This is a genomic window from Microvirga yunnanensis (genome assembly GCF_025460875.1).
Window position 1 is genome coordinate 1 of the sequence record NZ_JAMXFI010000171.1, and the last position, 17,275, is coordinate 17,275.

The 17,275-nt window shown below is 60.5% G+C and carries 19 protein-coding genes; 10 read left to right on the forward strand and 9 right to left on the reverse strand.

Features of this window, described 5'->3' with window-relative positions; genetic code table 11:
• A partial coding sequence (locus NF876_RS40460) for a hypothetical protein (protein ID WP_262273391.1) occupies positions 1 to 257 on the forward strand: 257 nt, incomplete at its 5' end.
• Between the two features lie 443 nt (positions 258 to 700).
• On the opposite strand, the gene NF876_RS40465 is transcribed toward NF876_RS40460, so the two are convergent.
• Together NF876_RS40465 and NF876_RS40470 are read right to left on the reverse strand one after the other, a co-directional pair.
• Positions 701 to 1,036 carry an STAS domain-containing protein gene (locus NF876_RS40465; RefSeq protein WP_262273392.1) on the reverse strand — a complete coding sequence of 112 codons (336 nt, stop codon included), beginning with the start codon at positions 1,034 to 1,036 and terminating at the stop codon, positions 701 to 703.
• A 228-nt stretch (positions 1,037 to 1,264) separates the two neighbouring features.
• Positions 1,265 to 2,431, reverse strand: coding sequence for a helix-turn-helix transcriptional regulator (locus NF876_RS40470; protein ID WP_262273393.1), 1,167 nt, complete (start codon positions 2,429 to 2,431; stop codon positions 1,265 to 1,267).
• Between the two features lie 273 nt (positions 2,432 to 2,704).
• Between NF876_RS40470 and NF876_RS40475 the strand changes: the two genes are divergently transcribed.
• Positions 2,705 to 3,703: a hypothetical protein gene (locus NF876_RS40475; protein WP_262273394.1), complete on the forward strand. Its 999-nt coding sequence runs from the start codon at positions 2,705 to 2,707 to the stop codon at positions 3,701 to 3,703.
• A gap of 11 nt (positions 3,704 to 3,714) precedes the next feature.
• Positions 3,715 to 4,569, forward strand: a complete 855-nt coding sequence (locus NF876_RS40480) for a 3-hydroxybutyrate dehydrogenase (RefSeq protein WP_262273395.1) — start codon at positions 3,715 to 3,717, stop codon at positions 4,567 to 4,569.
• Positions 4,570 to 5,442: 873 nt separating this feature from the next.
• Here the strand turns inward: NF876_RS40480 and NF876_RS43755 are convergent.
• On the reverse strand, positions 5,443 to 5,916 hold the full coding sequence (locus NF876_RS43755; protein WP_373696789.1) for a response regulator: 474 nt from the start codon (positions 5,914 to 5,916) through the stop codon (positions 5,443 to 5,445).
• A gap of 318 nt (positions 5,917 to 6,234) precedes the next feature.
• Here NF876_RS43755 and NF876_RS40485 point away from each other — a divergent pair, with 318 nt between their 5' ends.
• Genes NF876_RS40485 through NF876_RS40505 form a run of 5 tightly spaced genes read left to right on the forward strand, consistent with a single transcriptional unit; the run spans position 6,235 to position 12,120 of the window.
• A complete protein-coding gene (locus NF876_RS40485) occupies positions 6,235 to 7,236 on the forward strand; it encodes a BMP family protein (RefSeq protein WP_373696791.1) in 1,002 nt (333 codons plus the stop codon).
• A 37-nt stretch (positions 7,237 to 7,273) separates the two neighbouring features.
• The gene (locus tag NF876_RS40490; RefSeq protein WP_262273397.1) at positions 7,274 to 8,815 is read left to right on the forward strand and encodes an ABC transporter ATP-binding protein; all 1,542 of its coding nucleotides are present in this window, start codon (positions 7,274 to 7,276) and stop codon (positions 8,813 to 8,815) included.
• A complete protein-coding gene (locus NF876_RS40495; RefSeq protein ID WP_262273398.1) occupies positions 8,812 to 9,864 on the forward strand; it encodes an ABC transporter permease in 1,053 nt (350 codons plus the stop codon). The genes NF876_RS40490 and NF876_RS40495 overlap by 4 nt, the downstream gene beginning before the upstream one ends.
• A gap of 2 nt (positions 9,865 to 9,866) precedes the next feature.
• Entirely contained in the window at positions 9,867 to 10,811 is a 945-nt protein-coding gene (locus NF876_RS40500) for an ABC transporter permease (RefSeq protein WP_262273399.1), read from the forward strand.
• A gap of 16 nt (positions 10,812 to 10,827) precedes the next feature.
• The gene (locus tag NF876_RS40505) at positions 10,828 to 12,120 is read left to right on the forward strand and encodes an amidohydrolase family protein (RefSeq protein ID WP_262273400.1); all 1,293 of its coding nucleotides are present in this window, start codon (positions 10,828 to 10,830) and stop codon (positions 12,118 to 12,120) included.
• A gap of 395 nt (positions 12,121 to 12,515) precedes the next feature.
• Here the strand turns inward: NF876_RS40505 and NF876_RS43760 are convergent, their stop codons facing one another.
• The 4 genes from NF876_RS43760 to NF876_RS40520 all read right to left on the reverse strand — a co-directional run bounded on the left by NF876_RS43760 (position 12,516) and on the right by NF876_RS40520 (position 14,958).
• Entirely contained in the window at positions 12,516 to 12,737 is a 222-nt protein-coding gene (locus tag NF876_RS43760) for a DUF3563 family protein (protein ID WP_373696790.1), read from the reverse strand.
• A gap of 290 nt (positions 12,738 to 13,027) precedes the next feature.
• Positions 13,028 to 13,165 (reverse strand): hypothetical protein, encoded by a 138-nt coding sequence (locus tag NF876_RS40510; protein WP_262273401.1) that lies wholly within the window; start codon positions 13,163 to 13,165, stop codon positions 13,028 to 13,030.
• 126 nt (positions 13,166 to 13,291) lie between these two features.
• Positions 13,292 to 13,426: a hypothetical protein gene (locus NF876_RS40515; protein ID WP_262273402.1), complete on the reverse strand. Its 135-nt coding sequence runs from the start codon at positions 13,424 to 13,426 to the stop codon at positions 13,292 to 13,294.
• A 173-nt stretch (positions 13,427 to 13,599) separates the two neighbouring features.
• A complete protein-coding gene (locus tag NF876_RS40520; RefSeq protein ID WP_262273403.1) occupies positions 13,600 to 14,958 on the reverse strand; it encodes a DUF3422 family protein in 1,359 nt (452 codons plus the stop codon).
• 606 nt (positions 14,959 to 15,564) lie between these two features.
• Here NF876_RS40520 and NF876_RS40525 point away from each other — a divergent pair.
• Complete coding sequence (locus tag NF876_RS40525; protein WP_262273404.1) at positions 15,565 to 16,194, forward strand: P-loop NTPase family protein; 630 nt, start codon at positions 15,565 to 15,567, stop codon at positions 16,192 to 16,194.
• A gap of 66 nt (positions 16,195 to 16,260) precedes the next feature.
• Here the strand turns inward: NF876_RS40525 and NF876_RS40530 are convergent, their stop codons facing one another.
• Complete coding sequence (locus tag NF876_RS40530) at positions 16,261 to 16,566, reverse strand: hypothetical protein (protein ID WP_262273405.1); 306 nt, start codon at positions 16,564 to 16,566, stop codon at positions 16,261 to 16,263.
• 245 nt (positions 16,567 to 16,811) lie between these two features.
• On the opposite strand from NF876_RS40530, the gene NF876_RS40535 reads away from it, so the two are divergent.
• Positions 16,812 to 17,057 carry a DUF2934 domain-containing protein gene (locus NF876_RS40535; protein WP_262273406.1) on the forward strand — a complete coding sequence of 82 codons (246 nt, stop codon included), beginning with the start codon at positions 16,812 to 16,814 and terminating at the stop codon, positions 17,055 to 17,057.
• 43 nt (positions 17,058 to 17,100) lie between these two features.
• Here NF876_RS40535 and NF876_RS40540 read toward each other — a convergent pair whose 3' ends face one another.
• Positions 17,101 to 17,274, reverse strand: a complete 174-nt coding sequence (locus tag NF876_RS40540; protein WP_315975127.1) for an RNA chaperone Hfq — start codon at positions 17,272 to 17,274, stop codon at positions 17,101 to 17,103.
• Position 17,275: the final 1 nt, after the last annotated feature.

The following is a 17,275-nucleotide window of genomic DNA, read 5'->3' on the forward strand; positions in this document are numbered from 1 at the left end:
GCTGGGATTGGTCGTCCGGCGCTCCGGACATCAATGTCCAAGTCGACACCAACGTCATCAACCAGACAGCGGTCAACACGGCTCTCGATGGTGACGCCCATTCGTCCCAGTTTGCAGCCCTCGATGACCGCGATACCGTCGTTGATCAGGGGAGCCATGACTCTTCGGATTTGAACTTCCATATCGACACGAACCTGATCAATCAGACGGCGGTCAACACGGCCGTTGACCTCGACCACCTCTTCCCCTTCGGGTAGGTTTGGCCAGAGGGGAGCGTCATCGGCTGTGAGCTTGTGGCGCTCCGCCCCTTCTCCCATTTCGCTTCTATTTCCCGCCTTCCCGAGAGATTGGAGGGCGGCTTTTCGCTGCAGAATGACATGGTTGGATCCACGGCTCCCGGACGTGGCGTGAAAGATTTTGAGAAAAACCCGCCGGTGTGATCTGGTTCACAGTTCTCGGGCGCCGGAGGGGTTAAGTTCAGATTGTCCTCTCGTTGGACGTTGCTCCCAAACTCAAGCGCCCCGGATCAAGACTGGGGCGCTTTTTTGCTGAGTTTCATACTGGGCGTTATGCGAAATTACGGCTCCTTACGCGGGACCTTCCGGCTCATGACGAACGCAAAAGGAGAACAAAGGCCCCGCTATGCGGCTAGGTTCCCAACAAGGCGACACACCCGTTCCATCCCTGGACCAATCAGAAATCAGCCTCCCCTGTGTGCGAGGGCGGCATCTACCGTCGGGTACAGAGAAAACACCTTGTCCATCCGCGTCAGGGCGAACAGGCGGATTACCGCTCCTTTGGCGCCAGCAATCGACATTTCGCCCTTGCCGAGCCGCTTCAAGCAGGAAACCAGCGCCCCAAGGCCGGTGCTGTCGATAAACTCCACCATGCTGAAATCGAGCAGCAGTTTGGTGTGGCCGCGCGCAATCCGCTGGTTGATCTCATCCTTGAACTGGGGAGCCTTGCTGGCGTCGATCCGCTGATCACACACCCGGATGATCAACAGCTCGCCACGGCTCTCTTCTTGCAATTCCATATCAATCTCCAAAGGGGGGCTCGGACTTCTTCGGCCTATCAGACCATCGCAACGGACAAAACCGCTGGATGGGGACGGTTCCGGAAAGCTGCTTCACATACTTCCTGGTCCATAAGGAGCCTATCGGAAATGTGAGGCGGGCTTCACTCCGGCCACATATCGCACGCGACAGACATGCGGGAGGCTGATTGCTAACAGAATCCGCTCTGGGTTGAGGAATAGATCAGACTAGCGCAGGTCAGCGAGGAGGCGCTCCAAATCACGCAGATTGGCCGTTCCAGTCTTCAGGAGGATGGCGTCGACCTGGCTCTTGATGGTCGATTCCTTGAGCCCGCGCATGGCTGCCACAGCACTCTTGGTGGCACCACCATACAGAGCGCATGCCACTTCTGCCTCGGCCTGCGTCAACCCAAACAGCCGGCGCAGCAGGCTCGAATCCGGGGCACGGGATGCGGCCCTGAGATCCCGCAGCAGGATGAGCGCTTGACCGGGCACTCGCCCGGACAACCCTCCTGCTCCTTCCGACAGCCGGCGCGGCAACGGACTCACAAGTGCGGCAAGTGCGGGTGCAGCCGATGCATTCCGCACCCGCAGGCCCCCGCCTGGGGAGCCCCCCAGGGCGGTGGCTCGCACGAGGGCCTGAAGAGTTCTCTGATCATCGTGGTGGAGGACCGCGAGAACGCGGTGACGAGCACCAGGCCCGACCTTCTGCGCAACAAACCGCAATCCGAACCTGTTCACGGCTAGAGCCTCAGCGGCTGCGTTCGCCACCAAGATCCTCATCTCGGCATCGACAACCACGACGGCCGTTGAGAGGGCGTCGAGGGCCGCTGTGCCAGGGGCACTGGAGGATGGACCAGGAGTGAGCCGATGCCGCAACTGCATGGCGCGTCGCAGATGCGGCAGCAGGTGATCAAGCAGACGTGCGTCGGCCTGTTCGAAGGGGGCTTCCCCGTCGGAGCGGTGCAGGCAAACCGGCATGAGACCGGCAGCCCCCAGCGGCACCACCGTCCCGACCACATGGCGCAGGCCGACATGCCGCCCCAGATCGGCGTAGAATTCGCTTCGGACGTATTCGGCATCCGGCACCAGGTGTCCGCTGGTCCTTGCTCGCAGCGGCGCGTTCGGATCCACCTGCCGGACGGCTTCCGCCGTCCGGATGGTCCATAGGTCGACATAGCGGTAGTAAGTCTGATAGGCGGCGATCTCCTTGTCGGGGTAGTCAGCCCGATAGAGGAGTTCCGCGTGTTCGCCTTGCTGATCCGAGACGCAGACCCAGCCATTGCTAGCCCGGAGCAAGCTTGACAGGCTCTTGCCAACAGCAGTCCAGGGCGTTCCGCCCGCTGCGGCGTCATAGATTTCCTCAGTAAGCGCAAGCAACTGACCATCAGACATGGAGTCGACCTCCGTGACTATGGCGCCTCCGGGGACCGTCGCGCCGCTCCGATTAGAGGCGGGCCGTGGCTACTAAGCGTAGCATAGCACGACCTCTGAAGTCGGGCATCCCCCGAACGGCGGATGCGAAACCTGGCCCAGTTCGCCAATCTGAGCACGAGTCGAGTTCAGTTGTTCTGCAACAGCGTTCGGCCGTCGGGGTTGCGGAGGTCTGAGTATCCCCGCGTTCTCCTGGGCTGAATGCCCCTTGCGCTCAGCCGTCGGGAGATTGCGATGCGCGTTCTGGGACAAGGTCTGACGACGATCGGCCGGCACGGGCCTGCTCTGCTGGTCTTATCCCTGCTGCTTGGCGCGGCTGTCACGCCTCTCGCGACAGCCGCCTATCAGGTACTGCCCCTCTCGGCTTTCCTGCTTACATTGGGGTCGTTTCTGACGGCTGGTCTTGCCTCTCCCGAGAAGGGCTTAGGCTGGCGGCGCATCCTCTTGGCGCTCGCCTGGATCGGCCTGGGTGTGCCGCTGATTTCGGCTGCGATTGTTTTCTCTCTGCACCTCGATCCTGCCCTGCAGGCAGGCGTGATCCTCTCCGTGCTGGCCCCGCCCGTGGGCAGTGCCGCTGCCATCGCAGCCATCCTGGGCCTTCAGCCACGCCTGGCACTCATCGCCTCAATCGCTCTGACACTGGCAGCGCCCTTCTCGATGCCGGCGTTCGCGACGGTGCTCGGTGTCAACGTCTCAATCGATATGGTCCATCTGACTTGGCGCTTGGCTCTGATCATTGGGTTGGCGGCCATGGTCGCTCAGATGGCGCGATATTGGCGCAGCAGGGTTCAGGTTGTGCTACCGGGCCAAACGGCCGCTGCAGGGGTGGCTGTGATCGGGCTCGTGATTGTTGGCCTCGCGATGATGAGCGGGGTCCGGACCCACTGGGCCACCGATCCGGACGCCTTCAGCCTGTTCATCGCGGCAGCGGTTGGAGTGAACCTTGGGGCAGGTCTCGTCGGAGCGCTCCTGTTCTCCTCATGGGGCGCCAAGGACGCCTTCACGGTGGGGCTCGTGAGCGGCAATCGCAACGTCACGTTGGCTTGGGCGGCCGCTGGAACAACCCTCCCCGCGGCCACAGAGGCTTACGTGGCCGCATGTGTCCTTCCCGTTCTGGCCCTGCCGCTGGCCGTCAAGGGCGTCATCAGCGCCAGAACCCGCCTCGTCCGTACGCTCGACAGGCACAAGCCGTCCACCAACCCAGCCACCGTTGTGATGCCTCCGAAACCCTGAGGACACAATCCATGCACGCCGTTCTATCTCGGCCAGAAGACCACAGGCTCACGACTGAGGTCGCGACGCAGCCGGTGCTTCGCTCACTCTCGGGCCGTACCGCCATCGTCACCGGATCGACCAGAGGCATCGGCGAGGGGATTGCCCGGGCCTTGGCGGAGGCAGGCTGCAACCTTGTCCTCAACGGACGCCGGTCGAGCGAGGAGGGCGAGCCCTTCGCGGACGCGATCGCCGCGACCTGGAACGTTGAGGTGCGCTATCATGCGGCGGATCTTCGAACGAGCAGCCACGTGGAGCGGCTTGCCGCGTATGCACAGGAGCAGTTCGGGACAGTCGACATTCTGGTCAACAATGCCGGGATTCAACATGTCGCCCCCATCGAGGCTTTCGCCGACGAGTGTTGGGACAACGTCCTGTCGCTCAATCTGACCGCCGCCTTCCATGCCATCAAAGGGGTGCTGCCGGGGATGCGCACCCATGGATGGGGACGCATCATCAACATCGCCTCTGTTCATAGCCTGGTCGCGAGCCCAAACAAATGTGCCTATGTCGCGGCCAAGCATGGCCTGCTTGGGCTCACCAAAGTCGTTGCTCTGGAGACAGCCAATGATGGGATCACGTGCAATGCGATCTGCCCGGGATGGGTGCTGACGGAACTCGTTCAGCATCAGGTCGAAGCACGGGCGACGGCATCCGGCATGTGCCCGGAAGAGGCACGCATAGACCTGCTGCGAGCGAAGCAGCCGATGTTTGAGTTCTCGTCGGTCGAGAGCATCGGTGCTCTCACGGTATTTCTCTGTAGCTCCCATGCTCGGACGATGACGGGGGCTGCTTACACCATGGACGGCGGCTGGGCGGCAGTCTGAGATCGAGGGCACGGATCCCGAGTACTCAGTCGGGCTGCTCATCATTGTTGGGATGCACCTGCTCAGGATTGGGCAGTGAAGTTCGCCGACGGTTCATAACGTCCAGTTAGGTAAGGATTGTTCTCCACCGACGTCATTGATTGCTGGCGCTTCAGGCCAGCTATTGAGGACCGTCTTCAAGTAGGCAATCGTCCTGCTTGAAGGTAGCAATTCGGTCGCGCCTCGTCGCTGATCAGCAGCTTGGGGCTATCCATCAGGTATGTTCCATAGACACAAGCTAACGGCCTATCGGGTCCGAGCATCGGCTATAGATCCGAGTACGATGGCAAAGACGCCGGCTGATGAGTACCCGCCTTGATCAACAACCGGTCTCCTTGAGGCCTGGCGATGACCTGATCCATGCTCCAGGCCTCCAAAATGATGAGATCAGCAGACCGACCCTTTTACCAGGTCGTTTCAGGGCTGCGTCCTGCTGAATCGAGAGCTGTCGCCATTTAGAGTGCGAGGTCTTGAGTCTCGCTACCCGTTTTGATGCAGCTTGCTATTTGCCCCTCTCAGCTGTTGCCCTCGGACTTTAGGCCGTTGGAGAGTTGCCTCCCAGTCACCGGCTTTCCCTGTACATCGAGCTTCTCCCATCCACAGCGCCTCTCACCCGCTGCATTCACGTGCTCATGACTTTTATAGCGGGCGATTAATTGACCTGAGTCGTCATACTCATCGTGCTCCCAGACCACTGTAGTCGTCTCCCCACCTCGAGTTCGGGATCGAACCACGACAAGGTAATGTGAGGACGGAATTCGGAACACCGCCTCAAAATTGTGCGCCTTGCTCGACAGATCGCTCAGGCCGCTAGAAGCAGCTCGTGGTGCGTCACTATCCATGCGCCAGCTCCTGCGTACTCTCCGGTCCAATTTCACTCCGTTCGCGATCCGCATGATTTGTTTGCTGCGCCTCAGTTGGAGTCCGAGCCACTTCACCTGTTCTTGCAGAAAGAAGCTCCAAGTTTTTGGCAATCACCTCGTAAGAGGCAGGCTTCTCCAACCAAGGCACATCCGCGGGAACGTCAGAAGGTCGCTGCTGGATTGGACAACCCGAGTAGATGATGAAAGGGATGGTACGGGCCCTAAGCTCGCGTACGAGCTCAAGGCACCGTCCATCCCGGAGGGTCAAGTCAACGACAGCCACATCAGGGGTAAACCGCGCCAGCCATTCACACGCTTCTCGGCCACAAGGGAAAGGCCCCGCGACGTAGTACCCGCCAGCATCGAGGGCATCCGCAAGATCAAGCCCTACGAGCGGGTTGTCCTCAATGAGAAGACAGAACACTGGCCGCAGCAGTTTCTGCATCTGCACTCGCCATCCTGAGCACCACGGTCAGGTTCCTTGCGGAGCAGATAAGCAAGATTCGTGCCAGCGAAACAATGTATCAGCTCTGATCCGTTCGATGCCCAGAGACAGAAAGCTCAGGAACGAACCGCTCACAACCTACCTCATCAGAGCCCATCCTTCTTCTTGGGTGCTTTGGGCTGTGGGTTGGCCAACATGATGATCGTAGGCCCAATCCCACAGGACATCTCCTCTGTCTCGGCAATCCGTTATCTCCCGATACAAATGGCACAGTTTGTGCTTACATCGGGGCGGACCAGAGGGAGCAAGGGGAGCACTATGTCCAATGGTAGATTTTCGCGCCGTTCCGTTCTTGGCTTAGGCGCAGGGCTCTTCAGCGTGGCAGTAACGGGTGGATCCGCCTTCGGACAAGCAAAGACCAAGCCGATCAAGGTGGCGTCGATTTACACTGTTCCCGTCGAGCAGCAGTGGGTTTCTCGCATCCACCAAGCGCTCAATGCTGCCCAAGCACGCGGCGATGTGACTTACAAATGGTCAGAGAGCATCGCCAACAATGACTATGAGCGTATCATGCGCCAATACGCTGAGGAGGGTACTGACCTGATCATTGGCGAGATCTTCGGTGTCGAACGGGCGGCACGCCGAGTGGCGGCCAACTACCCGAAGGTTGCTTTCCTGATGGGCTCGTCATTCGGCCCGTCGAAACCTAATCTGTCGGTGTTCGACAACTTCATACATGAGCCGTCCTACCTGACCGGCATGGTCGCAGGTAGAATGACAAAGTCGAATACGATCGGAATGGTGGGAGGCTATGCCATCCCTGAGGTCAACAGGCTTATGAACGCCTTCATGGACGGCACTCGGGAAGTGAATCCGAACGTCAAATTCCTCGTGAGCTTCATCAACTCCTGGTACGATCCGCCTAAGGCCAAGGAGGCATCGTTCGCGATGATCGATCGCGGCGCGGACATCATGTACGCGGAGCGCTTCGGCGTGTCGGACGCTGCCAAGGAGCGCAACATCAAGGTCATCGGCAACGTGATCGACACCTCCAGTCAGTATCCCGGGACCGTGCTCGCGAGCGCCCTCTGGCATATGGAGCCGACGATTGATCGTGCTGTGAAGGCTGTGCTGGAGGGTCGGTTCGAAGCAGCCGATTACGGCCAGTATAGCTACATGGGCTATGGCGGCGCGAGCCTTGCCATGGATGAGGCTCTCGTGCCGCCGGATGTGGCAAAGGTCGTCAAGGACAAGGAAAAGGAGATTGCCGAGGGCCTGTTCCGCGTTAATGTGAACGACGCCGAACCCAAGTCGAGCTGAGCGGCTGGCAGACTGCCTGCCGCCAACGCGAGTACCCATGCAGTCTTCTCCTGTTGTTCTGTCTATTGCAGGGGTGACGAAGCGCTTTGGCGCTCTCGTCGCCAACGAGGCCATCGACCTCGACATCCGCCAAGGGGAGATCCTGGCTCTGCTGGGAGAGAACGGAGCCGGAAAGACGACGCTGATGAACATCCTGTTCGGCCACTATGTCGCCGATGAGGGAACGATTCAGGTCGCGGCTTCTGATGGCAATCTCCAGGCGCTCCCTGCTGGGTCTCCGCAGGCTGCCCTCCAGGCTGGGATCGGGATGGTGCATCAGCACTTTGCGCTCGCCGACAGCTTGACGGTTCTTGAGAATATCGTGCTCGGAACGGGCTCTCTTGGCTCGCCGACCCTCCGCAAGCGCCAGGCCCGCACGAAGCTCCGCGGGCTCATGAGCGAGAGTGGCCTCACGGTGGACCCGGACGAGCGCGTCTCCCGGTTGACGGTGGGCGAACGGCAACGGGTTGAGATCCTCAAAGTCCTTTACCGGGGAGCTCGGATCCTCGTGCTCGACGAGCCGACGGCTGTCCTCACGCCGCAAGAAGCCGATCGCCTCTTTGCGGTTCTTCGTCAGCTCAAAGCACGCGGATTTTCGGTCATCTTCATCTCACACAAGCTGAGGGAGGTTCTCGCGATCGCAGACCGCGTTGCCGTTCTCCGCGGCGGCCGAAAAGTTGCGGACCGGCCAGTCGCGGGCACCGATCGGGCCATGTTGGCCTCTCTGATGGTCGGGCGGGAAGTTCCGGTAAGCCGACGTGAGCCACAGGCACCGGGAAGGATTGTGTTGAGGCTCGATCGAGTCGACGTTCCGGGCGCCGGCGGACGGATTGGGTTGACCCAGGCCTCGCTCGAAATCCACGAAGGCGAAATCATTGGCATTGCGGGTGTCTCTGGTAATGGCCAAGCCGCTCTGGCAGGTCTGATCGCCGGAATGACCCGCGCAGCCGTTGGGGCGGTCTCGCTATTTGGCGCTCCGCTTCACCCATCCCCTTGGGCCGTTGTGCGCGCAGGCATCGGACGAATCCCGGAAGACCGGCATCACGAGGGCGTTGTCGGCTCCCTGTCCATTGCTGAAAACTTGGTGCTTGAGACGCTCGACGATCCAGCTGTCCAGCGCTGGGGCTTCCTCCGCTTTGGCGCCATCCGGGACCACGCGCGCGCGCTCATTGCGGCTTTCGACGTGCGTTGTCCTGGTCCGGACGCTCCCGTCCGCCTGTTATCGGGCGGCAACATCCAAAAGGTCATCCTGGCCCGGGAGCTGGAACGCGAGCCTCGACTGATCCTCGCCAACCAACCTGCCCGGGGGCTGGACGTCGGTGCAACCGCCGAGGTGCACCGCAGGCTTCTGGAGGCGCGTCGCCGTGAGGCAGGTATCCTGTTAATCTCGGAGGATCTGGACGAACTCCTGTCTCTTTCAGACCGGATTGCCGTGATCGCCCGAGGGCGCCTGTCACCAGCTGCACCCGTCGAGAGCCTAACGCTTGAGCGCCTTGGCCTCCTCATGGCCGGACACGATGCTGAGGACCAAGCCGCATGATCCGCCTTGAGGCCCGTGGCCGCCCGACCGCCTTAGTCTCCGCAGCCGCTCCGCTCGGGGCCGTGCTGGCGGCTCTTGCACTCGCTACTCTTCCATTGCTAGCAGCTGGCGCGCCGGTTGGTCCAGCCTTTGGCCTGATGGCCGCAGGGGCGGCAGGCTCAGTGTTTGCGCTGACCGAGACCCTGACCCGGGCGACGCCCCTGATCCTGACCGGCCTTGCGGCCGCGGTTGCATTCCGGGCAAGGCTCTACAATGTGGGAGCAGAAGGACAGCTCTATGCCGGGGCACTTGCGGCGGTCATGATCGGAAGTGGTGCCATCGATGCCCCACCTGCAGTTCTTATCCCTCTGATCCTCCTGACCTCCGCCCTTGCGGGTGCCCTGCTGATGCTCGGCCCCACACTGCTGAAGGCGAAACTCGGTGTCGACGAGGTCGTCACGACGCTTCTTCTGAACTTCATTGTGCTCCTCTTTGTCCAGATGATGCTGGAGGGTCCTTTGAAGGATCCTATGGGTGGCGGCTGGCCCCAGAGCGAGCCGATCCTTGATGCCGGCATTCTTCCGCCTCTGGTCGAGCGGATGCGCCTCCATGCGGGCCTTATTCTCGGTGTTGGGTTGTGCATCATCACGCATATCGTGATGGCTCGCACTGTGCTCGGGCTCAAGATACGGGCAGTCGGGGACAATGCTTCTGCAGCCCAATATGCGGGTATCAGTGTGACGGGCGTGATCGTCACGGTGGGCTGCCTGTCTGGGGCTCTGGCGGGGCTGGCCGGCGCCTCCGAGGTTGCCGGGCTCAAAGGCTACCTCACGGCCGATCTCTCGCGCGGGTTCGGCTATGCAGGCATCGTCGTGGCCATGGTCGCGGGACTTCAGCCTCTGCTTGTTCTGCCAGCCGCCATTTTCATCGCCGGCATATTCGTGGGAGCCGACACCATGAGCCGCACGATGAACGTGTCGAACTACATTGCCGATCTCATCGTGGCATTTGCGCTGCTGTCGGTGTTGGTGAGCAGCCTCTTCGTTCGCTTCCGGCTGCGTTGGAGGTAAGTGTGGACGGAGTGTTCGACATTCTGCTGTCAGCGAGCTTTTGGGCAGCGGCCCTGCGGATTGCAACGCCACTCATGTTTGGTGTGCTCGGAGCCTTGATCTGCGAGCGCGCCGGTGTTCTGAACCTTGGGATCGAAGGCATCTTCACCGCCGGCGCCATGGCAGGCTGGATGGCAGTCTTCCTGGGGGCTGGGCTCTGGACGGGTGTGCTGGTGGCAGCACTCACGGGTGCCGCCTTCGGGCTCATCCACGCATTGCTCACGGTGCCGCTCGGACTATCGCAGCATGTCACCGGCATCGGCGTGACAATGCTGGCGACAAGCGCCTCTTACTACATCTACCGTATCGCTCTTCCAAATGTCGCCGCCCCGCCCCGGATCACGCCGTTCCAGCCCGTGAAGATCCCTGGTCTGTCAGACCTGCCGTTTCTCGGGACGGCTCTGTTCCAGCAAACGCCGCTCACGTTTCTCGCGCTCGGGTTGTTCGCGGCTGCGGCATTCATTCTCTACCGAACGCCTCTCGGTCTGGCGGTTCGCGCGGTTGGCGAGAACCCGGCAGCTGTCGAGGCGCAAGGCCTGGATGTGCATCGGATCCGGATCATGGCGGTCGTCACTGGTTCAGCCTTAATGGCACTTGGAGGCGCTTTCCTGACAATGTCCGCCTTCAATGCCTTCTTCTTCGAGATGACGGGCGGGCGCGGGTGGATCTGCATCGCCCTGACGGTCTTCGCGTCCTGGAGACCTGGCAAAGCCCTGCTCGGCGCCTTGCTGTTTGGAGCCTTCGACGCATTCCAACTCCGGCTTCAGACGCAAGTCGGTGCGGCGGTGCCGAGCCAAGTCTTTCTAATGCTTCCCTATCTTCTCTCCATTGCTGCTCTGTGCGTCATCGCCCGCCGCGCCGATTATCCAAAGGCGCTGATGGTGCCGTACATCAAGGGACAGCGCTAACCTGAAGAACCCTGCCATGAGCTTCGATCTGATTATCCGAAATGCCACCCTGCCCGATGGGCGGACGGGTCTGGACATCGCCATTAAGGACGGCCGCATCGCCGCGGTGGAACATGGCATCCAAGCGGAAGCTGACCGCATCCTTGAAGCAGGAGGAAATCTCGTCAGCCCACCCTTCGTGGACATCCACTTTCACATGGACGCAACTTTGTCATTGGGTCTGCCTCGGCTCAATCAATCAGGGACTCTGCTTGAAGGCATTGCGCTCTGGGGAGAGCTCAAGCCTTTGCTGACGCCTGAGGCTGTGATCGAGCGGGCACTGCGTTATTGCGACCTTGCTGTATCTCAGGGGCTGCTTGCGATCAGGAGCCATGTCGACATCTGCGACGATCGCCTTCTTGCCGTCGATGCCCTGCTGGAGGTGAAGCGAAGGGTTGCACCCTATCTGGATCTGCAACTCGTTGCGTTCCCGCAGGATGGATACTACCGTTCTCCTGGCGCCGTTGACAATCTCCGCCGTGCCCTTGACAAGGGTGTGGATGTGGTCGGCGGCATCCCGCACTTCGAGCGGACAATGGCCGATGGGGCCGCCTCCGTGCGAGAGCTGTGCGAGATTGCGGCGGACCGTGGTCTTCAAGTCGATATGCACTGCGACGAAACAGACGACCCGCTCTCCAGGCACATCGAGAGCTTGGCCTATGAGACGACGCGCTTGGGCCTTCAAAGCCGGGTGGCCGCCTCTCACCTGACCTCGATGCACTCGATGGACAACTACTATGTATCGAAGCTTCTGCCACTCATGGCAGAGGCCGGTCTAGCGGCCATTGCGAATCCCCTCATCAATATCGTGATTCAGGGACGACACGACAGCTACCCGAAACGCCGCGGCATGACCCGCATTCCCGAAATGCGGGAGCAGGGAATTCTCTGTGCATTCGGCCACGATTGTGTGATGGATCCCTGGTACTCGCTGGGATCAGGAGACATGCTCGAGGTTGCCCACATGGCCATTCACATCGGGCATATGACGAGCCGCGAAGCGATGCGATTCTGCTACGATGCCGTCACGTCCAACCCAGCACGGATCATGGGGCTTGAGGGTTATGGCCTTGAACCGGGCTGCAATGGAGATCTCGTGTTGCTACAGGCCAAGGATCCGATCGAGGCGATCCGCCTCAAAGCCAGCCGGCTTGCGGTTGTCCGACGTGGACAGGTGATTGCCGAAACCCCGGCCCGGATTGCGCATCTGCAACTCGGCGGACGTCCGAACAACGTCGACCCGGCAGCCTATGCTCCGGTCGAGACCTGAAGACCTGATTGGTTGAGAGCCGCACTCAGGTTCGACTGAGTCAAGTCAGTGTTACGTGACCACCCATGCGGCCCACTAAGAGGGATGTATATTGGCGCATCAGTAACCCTGTCGCTTAGGTCAATTCCGCAACTCGGCTCAGGCTCTTCCAAGATCGTGTTGTCGCACGATCATCTCCGTCCCTTGTTCACTCCTGATCAGGTACAGGACCATGCCATTATCAACGACAGGGAGAATGCGCACGACCTCACAGATCCTGCCAGCCGCCTTTCTCATACGGGCAAGCTGGCCAACCGAGAAGAGTGGTCGCATCACGTCTTCCAATCCAAAAGGGAGCCGCTGGCCCAGGTCTGACGATGCAGGTCTGGATTGTTGTCCGGTTGTTTGCTCGGTGGTCAGAAGCCGCGAAACGGTCCGCGTCTCTGCCGGTTCGAAGGGCCGAGCTCTCGAATGCGGAACTCCAGCTCGTGAAGGTCTGTGGCTGATGCGAGATGCGCCGCATCCCGCTCTTCATCGGTGGACAGGAGTTCATGTCGAACCCAGCTCAGACAACGTCCAAAGCCCGATAACAGATGCCGGAGATTGGAGGCGAGTTTGCAAAGTGAGAACAAGATCATGTCATGGCTCCTGTGATGTATCTGGAGCCCTCTGGTGCTTCCTCGGCAGATTATCTGTTGTAAGCTAATTCCCTTCTGGCACGCTGGTCTTTGACCTTGTCTGAGTGATAGCAAGCTGGCGTGAAGGCTTCGTTATGAGGAAGCTTCGCTCGGTTGGGGCGCAGACCACGTCGTTTGATGACGATAACCTCGGTCTGTCGCCCTCGAGCGAGCGCCGGTCGGCTCCGCCCGGGCTGAGCCTGCGTCATCAGCACTCGACGTCTGACATCCTCTTCTGGCAGGCCGCTCAACTATGCGGCCACTTCAACCTGGCTCTCGATCCGGTCTGTCAGGCCTTGCGCGGCCGCAATGGCCTCGTCAAGATCAGGCGGATCATGGCGTGTGCGGCGCCGGCTCCACTCAGCCGGAATGGCTTTCTTGCGGTCCATAGGCTCCTCTCCAGCATCCGACAAGCAAACAACGCAAGAAGCGATTTGTGCAGTGCGCAAGTGTCGCAGCCCCCTAATGATCTGACCAGTTCCATAAGGCCAACTGCATCTGGCATGCACTTTGCTTCATTTGGACTGCATGATCTGATCGAGGCTGTCCTGATGAAGATCCTGCGCCAATGGCTTGCGTCCCTGAACGAGGCTGATCGCAGTCTCAGAAGCCAGGGCTATCTTGTCGTTGTATGGTGGCATGACGTCCATTGTGGTTCCCCTCGGTGCGTCTGGAGAACCACCACGGCACCGTGGCCGGCCCATCTCGTTTTGAGGTGCAGCTCCAGCTGCCCTCGGCCTCTGACCAGCACGATGCTTGCGGAAGAGCCATTCCGAACCTGAAACAGAGCTGGGTTGCCAGCTCAGCCTGGCTCCGACTGCCTTTAGTGCAGCAGTTTCTTTCTCAAACGCCGAATATTCAACCACACCAGAGCAAACACGATCGGAAAGGCCAGTCCCGTGACCACATCAGGATCCATGCCAAGATCGATAGGCTTGAGGGACTTCAGCCCATAACCGATCAGGCCCAGGGCATAGTAGGTGATCACCACCACCGACAGGCCTTCGACCGCCTCGTTGAGGAGAAGCTGCAAGCGCGCCCGCTGGTCCATGGACCGGAGCAGATCACGATGCTGCTCGGCCATGGTGATGTCGATCCCTGTCTGCAACAGGTCGCTGGCTCTTGTGGTTCGCTGCGACAGGCTCTCCAGCCTCTCGGCCGTCGAGATCAAGGTCCGCATCGCGGGCTGGAAGCGGCGATCCATGAACTCGGCGATCGTCTGCAGGCCGGGGATGCGCTCCTCCCGCAACTCCGCAATGCGTCGCTCGACGAGGTTGTGGTAGGCGCGGGCGGCACGGAAGCGGTAGCCGGTCGCCGCCGACATGCGCTCGATTGAGGTTGCCAGCTGGATCAGGCGATCGAGCAGTTGCCGCTCATGCTCGGCACCGTCAGATCGCGTCATGGACGCGGTAATGTTGGCGAGATTGCGCTCGCAATGGGCAATGTCAGGAGCAAGGTGGCTTGCGACAGGCAGGGCCAGGAGTGCCATCATCCGGTAGGCCTCGACCTCCAGCAGCCGCTGGACCAATCTGCCGGCCTGCCGCCGGCCGAGATGGTGATCATAGATCAGGATGCGGGAGAAGCCGTCGGCGTGGATGCGATAGTCGGTAAAAACAGTCGCGGCACCACCCGACACAAGGCTGCCGATGACACTGTCGGTTGAGAAATAACAGGACACTTCATCGCCCGTCGGGGCTGGCGCCTCGCTCGGCAGGACGGCGACATGGGCGGCCACGAGCGTTTGATCAGGCAACTGGGACAGCCAGTCGAGGGCAACCACGTCAATCGCCAACGAGCCGAAGGGTGCTTCAGAGGTGCCACCCTGCACGAAGAACGTATAGGTGACGAATTCGGTGTGGCGCTCCCATTTCAGGCGAAAGGGGCCCAAGTCTTGCGAAAAGTGGTTCACGCCAGCCTGCGGCGGTGTGATGCCATAGCGCTCGCATAGCCTGACGAGGCAGGCGTGATCGTCCATTGCGCCCTGCTCACCGCTATGGATCGCCAGAGACGAGACCCGCTCAGGGGAGCCCAGAGGCGTGGGAGGTCTGGCATGCACCTCGTTGTTCAATTGATGGCGCAGCGGATGACTGGCTATCGGATGAGCTTTGGCCCCTTGATCCGGGAGGGTCGGTGCATTTGAGCCTGCCGGTTTCGTCGATATCGGGTCGCGGTAGTCCAACATAGTCCATCCTCACAACACGAAGATGGCGTTTCTTCCCTAAGGACCTGGTCTGAGCCGGGGATCTTCTGCCCTGGTTATGGAAGCAACTTGATGCACTCGGCCTGCTGATAATTCATTCTTGCAGTCTGCTGGCCTGGACTCAACGCAGCAGGGCTGAATTTGACGAAGGTCAATTTGCCGCGAGTCTGGATTGCCTTGGCAATAGGACAATTCATGTCCTTCCCTCAACCGAGGAAGTGGCATGGGCTTACCATAAATTGGTGTCAACATTCCTGATCAGCCGCCATGCTTTCCAGGTTCGTTCCGTCGGCGCTCCATCTGCCACAGGAGCATCACCAACGGCGCCGGCGGAGGGCTGTCAGGCTCATCCCGGTACAACTCCGCCATAGCACGGGCCATCATGAGAGCGGCGAGATCCGGCGCGCGAACCTGAACCTACCGGCGTGGGTTACACGGAGTGTCGGCTGGCATATGTGTTGCTCCGGCTGCTTCTTTTTGAGCCAAGTGGGCAGGAATATGCCCGCCTGAGCTAACGTACGTTGAGGAGGGGAACCGCTGTCGCGGTGACTGGTTTCAACGGAGCAGCAAAGATTGCAGAGGTGAGCGATGCGACCTCTGGAGCGCGTTCACGTGTTTGGAGCAGCAGGCTGCGGTTCCACAACCCTGGCATGGGCGCTCGCGCGCCGGCTGGCGTGCCAGCATCTCGATGTTGACGATTTCTACTGGTTGCCAACCACCCCACCGTTCCGGAGAAGGCGGACGCCTCCGGAGCGGTTGCGGATGCTGTCGGAGGTTGCGGCTTCCACTCCCCGCTGGGTGCTGTCGGGACCTGTCGTCGGCTGGGGCGATCCGTTGCTTCCGCACCTCGATCTGGTGGTCTTTCTGTACGTACCGACCGAAGTAAGGCTCGATCGGCTTAAGCGGCGGGAACGGGCCCGGTTCGGCGACGCCCTTGATCCGGGCGGATCGATGCACGACCAACATAAGGCGTTCCTGAGCTGGGCCAGTGGGTACGATCTGGGACTGAGCGGCGGACGCACCCTGTTGGCCGACGCCACATGGCTGGGCTACCTGCCCTGCCCCATGATGTGCCTGATCGGCGAGTGCGAAACGATGAAGCAGATCGACCAGGTGCTGACGTTCTGGGAAACGCAGGCTCATCAACCCAAAGCCAGCATTCCTTCCACCTCGGAAATCATTACCGGCGTGCTGGATAGCGTTCCCTATCCCCCTTAGCTCCCTGCGACAGTCGCTTCCAGCTCCGAGCACTTTGGCAAGGATCACCCGAGCCCTTTCCAAGCCTCACGATTCCGTTGGTCCGCTGCCCTGAGCAGCCGGTAGTGTAGTGAAGGTTCTGGAAATCGCCTGATCGGTGCGGTCATGGCAGGACGGTGATGTCCAAGTCACTCTCCGAGAGAAGACGAACACCTCATCGCTCAGGATCGTATAGGCACAGAATGCCCCATCCCGCGACATCTCTGTCACCTCAATCCCGCAGGCATCCTTCAGCACCAGCCGCTCGCGCTCCACCAAGGTGATGCGGCTGATTGATCCCTCGAAGTCCAGCCGGGCCTCCCGACAGATCCGATGGAGGGTTGCGTCGGGCATGGCAGCGCTGAGCCCGGCCCCTGCCGGCACCCACAGGCGGTCTCGCTCGTGAGGTCCGATAAACCTTACCATGAGCTGCGGACCTTTGAATTGTACAAGGACAATGGGGTGTGAGCCGGAGCCGTCCCCGTTGCGCTGGCCTGAGCGAATTGGTGACGGCATTGGGTCAGGAACGCGACCAGCACACGAGTTCAGGCGCGGCCCTTCCTCCACAATGAGGGCTGCTGATCCTCGGGAGACAAGCCATGAATGATTGGGAAGAGAAAGTTCGGGTAAGAGCTTACCACATCTGGGAGCAGCAGGGCCGCACAGGCAATCCGTTCGATCACTGGCATGAGGCCGAGGAACAACTCAGAGCCGAGGAGGCGGCGGGCACCTTCCAAGACCGTCCTGAAGCAACGGTCGAGAACGCCACGCCTGTTGAAGCTGTCGAAGCGGAAGAAGCAGCGACACCTGGCTCCGCGGATAACAAGCATTCCTCAGGCTCATAAAGCCCACACCCGGCTCGATTGCTGCGCGGTGCTGTCAATCGCGTCAGCAACCCTTGTGTTCCAGATCCAGATGTAACCGATCATCGTAGCTCTCGGCTTCGGGATCAAACAGGGGGATCGGCTCTGCCGGGAGGATGGTCGAGATGGCATGCTTGTAGACGACCTGCGAGCTACTGCCCCGCACAAGCTGAACCGTGAAGCTGTCAAACCGTTTGATC

What these genes read in the sequence shown, in the direction of transcription:
- NF876_RS40465 (WP_262273392.1), bottom strand. Translation starts at nt 1,036, where the DNA reads ATGGAATTGCAAGAAGAGAGCCGTGGCGAGCTGTTGATCATCCGGGTG.
- NF876_RS40470 (WP_262273393.1), bottom strand. Translation starts at nt 2,431, where the DNA reads ATGTCTGATGGTCAGTTGCTTGCGCTTACTGAGGAAATCTATGACGCC.
- NF876_RS40475 (WP_262273394.1), top strand. Translation starts at nt 2,705, where the DNA reads ATGCGCGTTCTGGGACAAGGTCTGACGACGATCGGCCGGCACGGGCCT.
- NF876_RS40480 (WP_262273395.1), top strand. Translation starts at nt 3,715, where the DNA reads ATGCACGCCGTTCTATCTCGGCCAGAAGACCACAGGCTCACGACTGAG.
- NF876_RS43755 (WP_373696789.1), bottom strand. Translation starts at nt 5,916, where the DNA reads ATGCAGAAACTGCTGCGGCCAGTGTTCTGTCTTCTCATTGAGGACAAC.
- NF876_RS40485 (WP_373696791.1), top strand. Translation starts at nt 6,235, where the DNA reads ATGTCCAATGGTAGATTTTCGCGCCGTTCCGTTCTTGGCTTAGGCGCA.
- NF876_RS40490 (WP_262273397.1), top strand. Translation starts at nt 7,274, where the DNA reads ATGCAGTCTTCTCCTGTTGTTCTGTCTATTGCAGGGGTGACGAAGCGC.
- NF876_RS40495 (WP_262273398.1), top strand. Translation starts at nt 8,812, where the DNA reads ATGATCCGCCTTGAGGCCCGTGGCCGCCCGACCGCCTTAGTCTCCGCA.
- NF876_RS40505 (WP_262273400.1), top strand. Translation starts at nt 10,828, where the DNA reads ATGAGCTTCGATCTGATTATCCGAAATGCCACCCTGCCCGATGGGCGG.
- NF876_RS43760 (WP_373696790.1), bottom strand. Translation starts at nt 12,737, where the DNA reads ATGATCTTGTTCTCACTTTGCAAACTCGCCTCCAATCTCCGGCATCTG.
- NF876_RS40510 (WP_262273401.1), bottom strand. Translation starts at nt 13,165, where the DNA reads ATGGACCGCAAGAAAGCCATTCCGGCTGAGTGGAGCCGGCGCCGCACA.
- NF876_RS40515 (WP_262273402.1), bottom strand. Translation starts at nt 13,426, where the DNA reads ATGGACGTCATGCCACCATACAACGACAAGATAGCCCTGGCTTCTGAG.
- NF876_RS40520 (WP_262273403.1), bottom strand. Translation starts at nt 14,958, where the DNA reads ATGTTGGACTACCGCGACCCGATATCGACGAAACCGGCAGGCTCAAAT.
- NF876_RS40525 (WP_262273404.1), top strand. Translation starts at nt 15,565, where the DNA reads ATGCGACCTCTGGAGCGCGTTCACGTGTTTGGAGCAGCAGGCTGCGGT.
- NF876_RS40530 (WP_262273405.1), bottom strand. Translation starts at nt 16,566, where the DNA reads ATGCCCGACGCAACCCTCCATCGGATCTGTCGGGAGGCCCGGCTGGAC.
- NF876_RS40535 (WP_262273406.1), top strand. Translation starts at nt 16,812, where the DNA reads ATGAATGATTGGGAAGAGAAAGTTCGGGTAAGAGCTTACCACATCTGG.